The 12544-nt window shown below is 35.3% G+C and carries 13 protein-coding genes; 7 read left to right on the top strand and 6 right to left on the bottom strand.

What is annotated here, in order from left to right:
* Positions 1-32: 32 nt before the first annotated feature.
* On the bottom strand, positions 33-248 hold the full coding sequence (locus FHR28_RS08655) for a hypothetical protein (protein WP_166782375.1): 216 nt from the start codon (positions 246-248) through the stop codon (positions 33-35).
* Positions 249-586: 338 nt separating this feature from the next.
* Between FHR28_RS08655 and FHR28_RS08650 the strand changes: the two genes are divergently transcribed.
* Positions 587-868, top strand: a complete 282-nt coding sequence (locus tag FHR28_RS08650) for a hypothetical protein (protein ID WP_004719854.1) — start codon at positions 587-589, stop codon at positions 866-868.
* Positions 869-1409: 541 nt separating this feature from the next.
* Here the strand turns inward: FHR28_RS08650 and FHR28_RS08645 are convergent.
* The 4 genes from FHR28_RS08645 to FHR28_RS22020 all read right to left on the bottom strand — a co-directional run bounded on the left by FHR28_RS08645 (position 1410) and on the right by FHR28_RS22020 (position 4499).
* Positions 1410-2636, bottom strand: coding sequence for an acetamidase/formamidase family protein (locus tag FHR28_RS08645; RefSeq protein WP_166782374.1), 1227 nt, complete (start codon positions 2634-2636; stop codon positions 1410-1412).
* Between the two features lie 414 nt (positions 2637-3050).
* Complete coding sequence (locus FHR28_RS08640) at positions 3051-3431, bottom strand: MliC family protein (RefSeq protein ID WP_004719841.1); 381 nt, start codon at positions 3429-3431, stop codon at positions 3051-3053.
* 435 nt (positions 3432-3866) lie between these two features.
* Entirely contained in the window at positions 3867-4244 is a 378-nt protein-coding gene (locus FHR28_RS08635; RefSeq protein ID WP_105712493.1) for a hypothetical protein, read from the bottom strand.
* A gap of 129 nt (positions 4245-4373) precedes the next feature.
* Entirely contained in the window at positions 4374-4499 is a 126-nt protein-coding gene (locus FHR28_RS22020) for a hypothetical protein (protein ID WP_004821939.1), read from the bottom strand.
* Between the two features lie 211 nt (positions 4500-4710).
* On the opposite strand from FHR28_RS22020, the gene FHR28_RS08630 reads away from it, so the two are divergent.
* From FHR28_RS08630 to xseB, 3 genes are all read left to right on the top strand, one after another.
* A complete protein-coding gene (locus FHR28_RS08630) occupies positions 4711-5175 on the top strand; it encodes a DoxX family protein (protein ID WP_166782373.1) in 465 nt (154 codons plus the stop codon).
* Between the two features lie 181 nt (positions 5176-5356).
* Positions 5357-6619, top strand: a complete 1263-nt coding sequence (gene xseA, locus FHR28_RS08625) for an exodeoxyribonuclease VII large subunit (protein WP_056511627.1) — start codon at positions 5357-5359, stop codon at positions 6617-6619.
* Entirely contained in the window at positions 6612-6806 is a 195-nt protein-coding gene (xseB, locus tag FHR28_RS08620; protein WP_034615548.1) for an exodeoxyribonuclease VII small subunit, read from the top strand. The genes xseA and xseB overlap by 8 nt, the downstream gene beginning before the upstream one ends.
* 114 nt (positions 6807-6920) lie before the next feature.
* On the opposite strand, the gene pepN is transcribed toward xseB, so the two are convergent.
* Complete coding sequence (pepN, locus tag FHR28_RS08615) at positions 6921-9530, bottom strand: aminopeptidase N (protein WP_166782372.1); 2610 nt, start codon at positions 9528-9530, stop codon at positions 6921-6923.
* A gap of 205 nt (positions 9531-9735) precedes the next feature.
* On the opposite strand from pepN, the gene FHR28_RS08610 reads away from it, so the two are divergent.
* The 3 genes from FHR28_RS08610 (at position 9736) to dsbD (ending at position 12536) form a co-directional block, all read left to right on the top strand.
* The gene (locus FHR28_RS08610; protein ID WP_228722038.1) at positions 9736-9978 is read left to right on the top strand and encodes a DUF7660 family protein; all 243 of its coding nucleotides are present in this window, start codon (positions 9736-9738) and stop codon (positions 9976-9978) included.
* A 27-nt stretch (positions 9979-10005) separates the two neighbouring features.
* On the top strand, positions 10006-10437 hold the full coding sequence (locus tag FHR28_RS08605; protein ID WP_105712489.1) for a hypothetical protein: 432 nt from the start codon (positions 10006-10008) through the stop codon (positions 10435-10437).
* Positions 10438-10505: 68 nt separating this feature from the next.
* Positions 10506-12536 carry a protein-disulfide reductase DsbD gene (gene dsbD / locus FHR28_RS08600; RefSeq protein ID WP_166782371.1) on the top strand — a complete coding sequence of 677 codons (2031 nt, stop codon included), beginning with the start codon at positions 10506-10508 and terminating at the stop codon, positions 12534-12536.
* The last annotated feature ends 8 nt before the right edge of the window (positions 12537-12544 follow it).

Below are 12544 nucleotides of genomic sequence, written 5' to 3'. Positions count from 1 at the left end.
TTCAATGCAAAAAATAACTAAAAAATTTTAATTTATATTTGTGCAATTTGTTGATGTAGGCTTTGCAAAAATAAATCCGCTTCAGCTTTGGTTTGGCACTTTTTATGATATAGGCCATTGGCATTTTGATTGTGCGGTGTATATTCTATACTTATAGAAAAATTTTGCGTAATCATATTTTTAGAAACATGTATCGCGATAATATGCAGTGAATTTAGGTAAAAACCATCTTCTATTTTAACCAGCATTTTAAGCCTCAAACTTTATAACACAGAGAGAGTAATACAAAAAAGCCCATCTTTTGATGAGCTTATTGTTTAAATATTTTAAACTTAATCATACTTCAATTTAGCCAATATTTAAAATTTTTGGTTATTTATTATGTAACAAAAGGAATATCCACTAAGAATTTTCTTGAACAATACAATAAAAAAATCTAACACATCATCAAAATTCAGCTTTAGATTGTCCGACATTTTTTCAATTGATCAAAATACTTTGATGTTAGATTGACTAAATCGTGATACTTATCACATTTCATAATAAAAGTTATTTTGTCTAAATCTCTTTTATGGAGGTTGTTAATATGAATTATTTGATTATTTTAAATTCCTCACAAGTACATCATTTAGATGAAGTCCATAAGCTCATCTGTGACTATGATGCTTCAATTCGGGTGAACCCCTCCACTTGGCTGATCAACACAAGCTATGAAGCCAACATCATTCGCCAACATTTAGCGAGTATTATTAGCATTCATGACTCTCTGTTAGTCTTTAAGATTGATGGTGAACATTCATTTACCAACGATTTGGATTTAAATGACTGGATGGAGGATATAAATAGTAAAAGTATGATTCGTGTCTAAAGCTCACTCTGCTAAATTGCCATAATCAAGTCTTAAATAAACATGATTCTTCATGTTTTAAGAGTTTTAGCATTGATGTCGGATATCGAAAGCCACGATAACAAACGGTTCAGTATCGTTTGAAAACATAAATGAATAAATTGCAGGAAAACAATCCACACTGATAAAGACGAATAAATTATAGTTTTTTATTATTTCAAAGATAATGATGAATCCTTGAAAGCAGATTACACAACCTTACTTTCAAGGATATTTAATTAGGGTCTGTTGACAATTCGTCTACGTTTGCGACTACGTGTGTTTTTTAGGCGATACTAGGCGCGAAATACGAAATTTAGTCATTCTAAATAAGTAGTTCGTAACGACGTAGCGGCAAAAAACACGCTAGTCCCGAAGGGTTGTGGTTAAAATTATCTCAGCCTTCGTTATGAAACTCGAAAATAGTCTCGCTATTCTCTTCGTTTCATGCCTTGCCTGCTCAATTTTAACCTACAACGCAAGCCATTTATGAAATGTCAACAGACCCTAAGCAGCTCTAGTTTTACTTAGCGTCTTCAACAAACTCTTTAAAGTCAGCTTTACGTATTTTGGCATGGATCCCCTTGGTCTTATCGACCACTTGCGATACTTCAAAATCAGTAGCGGCGCTTAGATAAGCATAAGCAATCGCTTCATCAATACCATATTCTTGATTTAAAAAACGAATCGCTTCACGTGTAGATTTTTTCATTGCTTCATCTAAATCTTCATCTAATCCTGGTGTAATCCAAAATTCAGTATTTTCTGCTAATGGCTGTACGATTTCTTTACCCGGGATTTTATCTTTGCCTGTTTTTAATAAAGTGAATTTGAGTGTTGCTCTTGCTGAAGCTTCTAATGCAGTTAGAGCAACTTCGCCATCACCTTGGGCAAAATGACTATCACCTGTATAGAACAATGCACCCGGCACCTGTACTGGGTAATATGCAGTTGATCCAGCACCTAACTCATTAATATCAATATTACCGCCATACATCGCTGGTGGTACTGAATGAACTGGCTGTGATGTATTCGGTGCGACCCCCATAATGCCCATAAACGGGCTTAGCGGGAAACGAATTGATTTACCTGATTGTGTTTTTAGTACCCCTTCATACTCACCTTTCGCATTTTTTTCTATTGGGGTAAAGACCGAAATATTCCCATATCGCTCAGGATGTTCAGCCGAAGCATTTTCTTGTTGAGGTCTTTTAGGAAATTCGCCCACTAAAGCACCTTTACCATGACGATTTGAAATGACGCCATAGGGAACACGAGGCTCTACTTTAATGACTTCTACTTTTAAAATATCACCAGCTTGTGCACCTTGAATCTCAATTGGGCCAGTCACAATATGAGGTCCATCTTTATGAAAATCATGTTTTAGAGAAGATTTTGTAATATTTTTTGCTTCATCTAAAATGTATTCATCTTTCACCCCTTTTGATTTAAAGAATTTTTCCGCATCCCGCCCTTGATCTTCAAGTAAACCTTCATGTGAAACTGTATCGAAAGTCACAACACTTCCCGATGGAACAGAAATCACTGGCTTAGCATCTTTATTCGGTAAGTACCCCCAAGTAATGGTGTTTAAAGTCGAGGGTACGTAATAATTGCCTTTGTATTCACCGTCTTTTAGTTGAACTGGCTTATTGGATAATTGCTTAAGAACATTAAAACTTTCAGCATGAACGACTGAAGTACTGATAGCACTGAAAATAAACAGTGAAAGAACCGTGTGCTTAAACATAAAAATACCTTTAATAATTGAAAAATAAAAATATTGCAAAGGTGTTTTCAGCAAATTTCATGCCACGGTAAAATTACTTTAATCTGTTCATTTCAATAGCTATTGCGCCAATTTTTTACAATTAGTCGGTCTATTCAAGTGCATAAATAATGAAATGCCCGTAAATATCTTATTTTTGAGTGGGTTTTAAAGTGCTTAATTTTAATCTGTACAGTTTTCTCTCAACCAATTAGGCATCTTTCATAAGTCTTTTTTAGAATATATGCCAACATAAATACCCCCTCATCCTCGCCTTCGCTCAAAGGGAGTAAAAACTTTTAACACCAATATAATTCACTCAATACGATCATTTTTTGATTGATGAACTACGAATAAAAAACCCCACCAAATGGTGGGGCTATTTACATCATAATTCTATTTAACTTCTTTTACTGTAAAAGATTTATCTTTAGCAAGTTCAATGGTTCCTTCATCGCCTTTAGAATGAATTGAAACACCATTGTCACCTTCTAAACGCATACCGCTTCCAGCAGGTACTTCTTTCAATGAATAGTTATTTCCATCGCTATCCGTTAATGTCGCTGTAACAAAATTATCACTGGTCTTAAGTGTAAATTGTTTCTTATCAGCAGTTTCATACTTCACCGTTTTTTCAGCCGACTCATTTGTATCAACAGCAACGGCACTACTACTTACCTCATTATCAGGAGATGTCGCTTTATCTTTGTCTTTTGCACTACACCCAGCAACAAAAACAACAGCTAAAAAAGATGAAATTAATAATAATTTTTTCATGTTTAATCTCGAATAAATATGGAAGTTAAGTTCTAACATAGCGCTTTAGAGCAATCCAACCACTTATTGCGAATAACTACTTGTTGTCTACATAAATTATAACAATCACTTAGAACCTTATACATTTTAAGCTTGAATTTTGTTTTAATTTAAATATTTAGTTTTATTCTTTGATCAATGAATAGGATGTATTAAGCCTAGATGAGTACAGTCATTGCAGATTAGAACGAGACGGCTTTATATCATTAAAGAAAATTACTACGCTATCTTAGCTTATGCGTACAGTATGATTTCTCATATAGAAAGCCTAAAAATTACTTGAATTGGATGTAAAAATCTAAATAAAACTTTGCTTTAAAATTAATAATTCTCCCACTTTTCTATAGCGTAAAACCTCCATTAAGAGGCTAGTTTATTCATTATTTTGTTAAAATGTTAATTCAGCAATAATTTCGGAGCACTTCGTTTCATATAAAAGTAAACCCCTAATTGTAATACAGCAAAATATCCCAAATTTCTCAAAATAACTTCAGTAATGCTTGAACTACCAAAAGCTAAATCGGTTACAAAAAGAAAAGCCACTAAAATTAAATGTAAATAAAAGGGTTGTTTGATTTTACTGCCTATTGCAGTAACAGCATTAAGATAACCAACGATCATCAATCCAAGAATCATGATCATTACTACAAGAACAGTTAGCGCTTGCTCATATAAATCACTGCTGTATAGAAAGATAACTTTAACTATTCCAGCCAACGCACATAGCCCAATAAATGAGGCTAATAAATTTTTTATAAAGTATTTTAGATTCATAATAGCTCTATAGCTTTCTTAAGTCTAAAAATTATACAGCATTGTTTTGAAAAAAATCTAGGAATCTCATGCTATATCAATAGCCTTCACACTCATATCAATCAGCCCACTGTATCAGTGGGCGTTGGGTTAACTGTCCTTATCGACTGAATGTGGCGTTGTTGTTTGATCTTGCTTTTGTGTATCTGTATCTCTTTTTTGACACGCTGTTAAGCCGATCAACATAGCTAAACTTAAAATTGAAAATATTTTCATACTTTGCTCAGTTTTGCTTAAAAAAAATACCATATCAAAGTATGAACTTCTTGATGTGTATTTTGTGAAACTTACGTAACATTTCGAACAACCTTAGCAACATTTTAAATTTGTATAAATGACAAATTATATACACTCACCAACAATGCTTACATTTAAAAAGTCTGCTCAGATTATTAAGATAATTTCTAATTTTCAGAATCATAGACACATGCTTGGTTTTCTCTTTAAAAATCCATTTAATTCGCCAAAATTTAGTCACTTCGCCTTAATATTAGCCAGAATTTCGATCGGTTTATTTTTCTTTACAACGGGTTATAACAAATTATTTGTAGAGAAAAATCAACAAATCATGTTGGAAACGATTGTTTCGGCAGGTATACCTTTTCCAGAAGTGACAGCTATCATTGTTTCTTTATTTGAATTTGTATTCGGGCTATTGCTAACCATAGGATTATTTACTCAGTTAACCAGCCTTATATTGATCTTTATTTGCTTTGTTGCACTCGTAACCGTTGGTATTTATACAATTCCACCAGGCCTTAATTTGATCACTTGGATAAGCTGGTTTTTCTATATCCATGATTTGCTTTATATTTTCATTTTACTTTTTATTTTTACAAACAAGCCAGATTCTTTCACTCTAGATAAACATTTTTTCAAAAAATACTTTTAGAAAATAGCCACTTTTTGGGGAATGTGGGGATACAAATTATCAAACTATATGAATCAAGATCATTTGCTTCATCGTAACAAAAAAGATGCTATTTCCCTTTATATAAGATCAATATATCTTCACCGTCTTGAGTCACCATGTTATATACTATTTTAGATAAATTTACCGTAATTACCTTTGTATGTCTGACTTACAGCTTTCCTTAAGCGAATACCTTGCAACTGTTCAAGAAGTTATACGTGTAACTTTTGATGAAGCAATATGGGTAAAAGCTGAGATTAGAAATCTAAGCATCAAGGGCGGCCACTACTACTTAGAACTTGCAGAAAAGGAAGAAGATTCAGATAAAGTCATTGCCAGTTGTAAGGCAACAATCTGGAAATTCTCTGCTGCCAAAATGGTATTAAAGTTTGAACGAGAAAGTGGTGTTGAACTCTCTCGTGATCTCAATGTACTGATTAAAGTGAAAGCTGTATTTAGTCCCCAATACGGTTTTTCAGTCAATATTGAAGCAATAGATTCAAGTTATACCCTAGGTGATATCGCACGGCGTTATCAACAAATTTTAGAAAGACTGACTAGCGAAGGTCTACTCAATAAAAATAAATTACTGCCTGCCCCATTTGATATTCAAAATGTGCTCGTCATTGCTCCTGAAAATGCTGCTGGCTTGGGTGACTTTAAGAAAGATGCTGATGCTCTCGATCAAGCTGGGGTTTGTCATTTTGTCTATCATTCAGCAACGTTTCAGGGGAACACTGCAGCGACAAGTATTTCTGAAGCTTTAGCAAATGCATTACGACAATGGGCTAAAGACCTCAATACACCACCAGATCTTATTGTGATTATTCGTGGTGGAGGTGCAGTCAATGATCTGGCCTATCTCAATGACTACAATCTCGCTGCACTACTTTGCAAACGCTCTGTTCCGATCTGGGTAGGTATAGGCCATGAAAAAGATAGAACCATTTTAGATGAAGTGGCAAACCGTTCTTTTGATACACCAAGTAAAGTGATTGGAGGTATTCGAAATCTAATCGTAGAGCGCACCCAAGACGTGCTAGATTCTCTACATAAGATTAAACTGTTATCTCAGCATCAAATTACTGCTTATCAAAGCCAGAATGATCAGTACATCAAAGTCATTAAAACGCTTTCTCAAGGGCAGATCAATGAGGCAAATAAAAGCTTAGATTTGATGAAAGGTACTGTTCAGTATTTGGCACAGCAACTGATTAAATTGGCATCCAATCAAGTTGAATCACTCATGCGTGAAACGCTTTTGCAAAATCCACGTCATGTGATGGCCAAAGGTTATGCTATTGTCCGTAGTGATGGTAAAGCCATTCGTTCTATTCAACAAATTTCAACTGATCACATCCAAGTAGAGTTATTGGATGGTACGATTAACGCAAATGTGACACAGGTATTAAGCAATGGCTAAACAAGATTTAACATTTAAAGAAGGTTATGACGTTCTAAAGAAAAATGCTGAACTATTAGAATCTCAAGAAGAACCTGATATTGATAATTTGATGAAGATTGTGGAAGAGTCCATGTCTGCATATAAAGCCTGTAAGTCACGTGTAGATGCGGTGCAACAGGCTCTAAATGAAACTTTTAAAGAATAGATAGATAATCAATCTAAATGTTCAATAACTTTATAACTTCTAAACATGCTATTTCTCCTATAAAAATAAGAGAAATAGCATTACAAATATAATTAAATAAAAAATTATTATTAATTAAACACTTAACATACTATTTAAGGTTTCACTAACATTTTTTGATTTCACTTGAGATTTTAATCCTTCAAGTGCGGCTTTTACTTCACTTCGTTGTGGTTCAGCTAATGTATACCAGCGTGTAAGGACTTGAAGTAAACGAGAGCCAACAATTGGATTCTTTTCATCCAAATATTTCGCCAAATCAACAAAATGCTGAACACCAAAACTCCATGCATTGACAGGATTGGCATTTAAACCACCGCTTACCGAACGAATACGATTAGGTGTACCTAAATCATAATCAGCATGTGAAGTTAAATACTGAATCGTTTCAGCCGTTGCTTTCGGATGCGCTGCTTGAATCATAAACCATTGATCTAATGACAATGCTTCATCCTTAAAGCGCTTATAGAAGTCCGCTAAGGCTGCTTTTGCTTGTGGAGCATCATTCCATACCAATACTTTAAGTGCCCCGAGTCGCTCAGACATATTCACAGAATTTTCATACTGTGCATAAGCCAAATCAAATACTGCGGTATCCCCCTGACGCGCCATAAAACTCAACATGATATTTTTTAGAGCACGAACACCCATTGCTTGTGAAAATTCATTTTGTGAATCTGGATCAAGTGATAAATATGTTTCTTTAACAAAGTCACCCAAGACTTTAGCCAATTGATTCAACAAGGCTTCACGTGCTTCATTTACAATCAAAGGATTATAATCTTGATCAATGCGACTACCCAAATAACCTTCACTTGGTACATCAAATAAGCGTGACGCCAATAGCGGGTCTTTTTCAATTACATTTGGTAAGGTCTGTTTAATTGCATCTACATAAATTTGAGCATCATGACCATTAAGCAAAATACGCTCAAGCAAAGTCTGTGTTGCTTGCCACTGGTTAAAACCATTGGTTTCATATTGCAATAAGAATGCAAGTTCTTCATCTGAATAGTTAAATTCAAGATTTACCGGTGCTGAGAAATTACGTAATAAAGATGCTACAGGCTTTTCGGTCACACCTGTAAATTCAATGCTTGCTTCTGTTTGATCAAACAAATACACCCCATCTTTTACCCCATTTTCAAATAAAGCCTCAGAATGCAGGGTGTACTGCTCACCTGTTTCTGCATTAAACAATGCTAAAGCCACAGGAATAGGTACAGCTTTTAAGTTTGGATATTTAGGATGGGATTTTAAACTTTGTTTAAAGCTTAGACGATAAGTTTGAGTACTCGCATCATATTCACCTTTAGCTTCAAGCTTTGGCGTTCCTGGTTGGTTATACCAGATTAAAAATGCAGATAAATCGACACCTGAACCCGCAGTTAAGGCAGCAACCCAATCTTCAACAGTGACCGCTTGACCATCATGACGTTGAAAATATTCATCGGTACCCTTACGGAATTTTTCCTTACCCAATAAAGTTGACATCATGCGGTTAATTTCCGCACCTTTCTCATACACTGTCGCAGTATAGAAGTTATTGATTTCCACAAAATGATCTGGGCGTGGCGGATGCGATAATGGGCCTGCATCTTCTGGGAATTGATGCGCTTTAAGCACTGCAACATCGTCGATACGTTGTACTGCTGCTGATTGTAAATCTTCTGAAAAAGACTGATCACGGAAAACCGTTAACCCTTCTTTTAAACACAATTGGAACCAATCACGGCAAGTAATACGGTTACCTGTCCAGTTATGGAAATATTCATGTGCAATCACAGACTGTACACGCATGATTGCGGCATCAGTAGTATATTCTTCATCAGCAAGCACACATGACGTATTAAAAATATTTAAACCTTTATTTTCCATTGCGCCCATATTGAACTGACTGGTTGCCACAATCATATAATTGTCCAGATCGTATGCACGTCCATAATGTTCTTCATCCCAACGCATGGAATGCTTTAATGCTTCCATCGCAATATGACATTTTGGGATATCTTTTTCTTCTGCATAGATTTCTAATGCCACATCACGACCTTCTGAAGTGGTATAACGGTCTTTTAAAACCGCTAAATCACCAATCACACAGGCAAATAAATAAGCTGGCTTTTTGGTTGGATCTTCCCAAATGGTATAATGGCGCTCATCACCAGTTTTACCCGCTTCAATCAAGTTACCATTTGCCAAAAGTACAGGATATTTGTTATCGGCTTCTACACGAGTGGTAAACACAGATAAGACATCTGGACGGTCAGGATAGAACGTAATTTTACGGAAACCTTCTGGCTCATTTTGAGTGACAAATAAATCACTCCCCGCAAGATATAATCCTTCGAGTTGTGTATTGGTTTCAGGATGAATGACCACAGATGTTTCAACGATGGCTTCATCTGGCGCATTGGCAATTACCAGTTGCTCAGAATCAAGCTTATACTCACTTTCAGTAAGCTGCTTACCATTAATAGAAATTGATTTAAGCTCAAGATCGCGTCCAAGCAATACCATATCTCCTGCTGCTTGGCGTTTCATGACTAATTTGCTGTTTACATTGGTATGGTCATCATAAACTTGAATATCGAGATTGATTGAATCTACAACATATGAAGGTTTTTGATAATCTTTTAAATATATAGTTTGATCTGCTTCAACTACTGGGTTTGCCGCGATATTCATATGATGTCCTAATCCTATTGTTGAGCTTCGACTTGTTATCGTGAGCTTGATCATCAATCAAATTTCACAAAGTGTCTGTTCTGTACTGTTGACTAATTTCTATATGGGTCTAGTTGAAATTAATTTCAATTGTTGGAATGCAAAAAACGTGCGAGATGGCCTATATTTATACAACAATTTATCCTGTAAATTAGAAATGATGCTTATGAAAATTAATGCAATAAAAACCAAACAAGATTTTTTAACATTTTTAGATAATCTCAAACAAGATCATCTTGAAAATATTCAACAATGGGAAAATAAAGATTTGCAAAGTTTTATAACAGCAATGCACAATTGGGTGGTAGATATGGAGGGTTTTTATGCAAATACTCAGCAGCCACAACCAGAGCACATCCCATGGAAAATTTTTGCAGATATTTTAATGGCTGGAAAAATCTATGAATAATAACAAGAAAAACTTTGAGGAAAATATATGAAATCGCTTAGGCTATTTATAACGGTAATGTGTCTTCTCCCTTTGCCTGTTTATGCAAAGCAAACTACCCCATATTTTTGCTTTAAGGAAAGTCAAAACAATAATCTTCTGCTTATTTCTGAGGAAGAATTTCCAAAAGTTAAAACAGTTCAATATTATCCTTATATGAAAAAAATCTCGTTAAAGTTTACCCACTATGATGCTGTTGATACAGCACAAGGTAGACCAAGTGAATTTCACGATTTCTATAAAGAAATAATCAATCAGAAAGAAACAGGAACTTATGAAATCGTTTATCAAGGTGCTGTGCTTTACAATGTCAATTACACCAGCAAAAAAACCAAGAAAATGACCCAATTCGACAGACTCTATCCTGATGATGGACAAATTTTTCAAAAACTTAAGCAAAATGGGGTTAAATGCTTTTAACGGTATTTTTACAAAGAAAAACTTAGAATAATGCCTTCTTTATCTGAAATTATGGATAATGGCTGTAAATGAAACAAAGATATGGAATTATGAAGTTGCGAACCTTGCTCAGTGTATGTGGTTTTACTTTGTTGAGTCTAAGTACCATCAGCCACGCAAATCCTGAGTTTCTCCCCCCAGATCAAGCTTTTCAATTCTCTGCTGAATCAATTTCAGAAAATAAAGCACAATTGAAATGGACAGTTGCACCTCACTATTACCTTTATCATGATCAATTTAAAGTAACAGTCAACAATAAAGCTGTACCTTTAAGCCTCCCAAAAGGTCATATCAAAGATGATCCAACCTTTGGGAAAACAGAAGTTCATTATGAAAATGTGACTACACAGATTCAGGTCAAACCAAATTCACAATATTTAGTGATGTATCAGGGTTGTTCTGCGGATGGTTTATGTTATCCATTACAAAGAAAAACTATTGCAACTGATGCAGATGGCTTATTACCACAAAGCAATACATCGTCTAAGCACCTATTCAATAATAATTCAAATAGCTCATTACTCAACCAGTCTGATAATGTTCCAACTCAAGATAAAAAACTCAAAGAAAGCACTGAAACTAAAGTCAATTCAACTGTTGAAAAACCAGTTCCAAACAAAGCATTGGATGATCAAACCACTCAGCTTGGACAAAAAACTGCCAATGAAGCAGACAACACTGCAAATCCAATTGATCTCAACGCTTCTGCTGCAAGCAGCAATGCAATTACAGATACGGAAAATTCTGCTGATTTAAATAGCAATACGGACACTAAAGACAATACATCGTCATTACAATGGAATGATGATCAATCATTCTTTAAACTATTGTCTAAAGATTCTCTGTTTCTAAATTTATTGGTGTTTTTCGGTTTAGGTATTTTACTGGCGTTTTTACCTTGCTCGCTGCCACTTATTCCAATTCTCTCTGGCATCATCATTCAGCGCGCGAAAGGTTATAAAGCTGTTGTGATTGCCTTGTGCTTTGTGGTGAGTATGGCTGTGGTTTACGCCATTATGGGGATTGTAGTTGCTGAAATTGGTTATAGCTTTCAACGTTGGTTCCAAAGCCCTTGGATCGTTTCATTATTTGCAGTTTTATTTGTTGTGTTAGCTTTAAATTTATTTGGTTTATATCAATTAAACTTACCGCAATTCATCACCAATAAATTAAGTCATCTGCAAAATAATCAAAAAGCTGGGACAGTGCTCGGTGCTGTGGTTATGGGTGCATTATCAGCACTCATTGTTGGCCCTTGTATGAGTGCCCCACTTGCTGGTGCATTATTATTTGTTTCACAAACTCAAAGTGCTGTGTTAGGTGGCTTGTACTTATTTATTCTCGGTCTAGGTATCGGTTTACCTTTATTTATCGCCAGTGTATTTGGTTCTAAATTATTACCAAAACCAGGTAAATGGATGGATCGGATTAAAGTCAGTTTTGGCTTTATTATGCTGATGGTTGCATTGTACTTTATTCGCCCTATGCTGCCTTCGACTGTGTATGCTGCAATTTTTGCCTTGCTGTGTATCGCATTGGCAATCTATCTCTTTATTGCTCTACGCGACAGTGAAAAAACAGTCAATAAAGTTATTCTTGCCATTATCGCTATTACCAGTTTAGTGGCTGGTTTTTGGAATATTCAACAAAGTTATTCTGCTTATCAAATTCAACATAGCCAAACAGAACATTTAGTTTGGAACAAAGTGACCACAGCTGAACAATTAGAACAGGCTTTGGTCAATGCCAAACAGCAAGGCAAACCAATCATTATTGATGTCTATGCGGACTGGTGTGTGGCGTGTCAACCGATTGAAAAAGAGGTATTCCCACGTACCGATGTACAAGAGGCATTGAAAAACTTCACGCTTATCCAATTAGACTTAACCGAATACAACGCCTCACAAGACATCATTTTAAAACAACGTGAAATTTTAGGTCCGCCAACCATGCTGTTTTTAAATAGCAATGCACAAGAAATCCGTGAATTGCGCTTTACAGGTACCTTCTCAGCACCACAACTTATTCAACAAACTGAAAAAATACACACAGGACGTTAAGAACTCTC

Origin of the sequence: Acinetobacter sp. BIGb0196 (assembly GCF_011759595.1) — a bacterium.
Lineage (GTDB): Bacteria > Pseudomonadota > Gammaproteobacteria > Pseudomonadales > Moraxellaceae > Acinetobacter > Acinetobacter guillouiae.
This window is presented reverse-complemented; position numbering and strand designations above follow the sequence as displayed.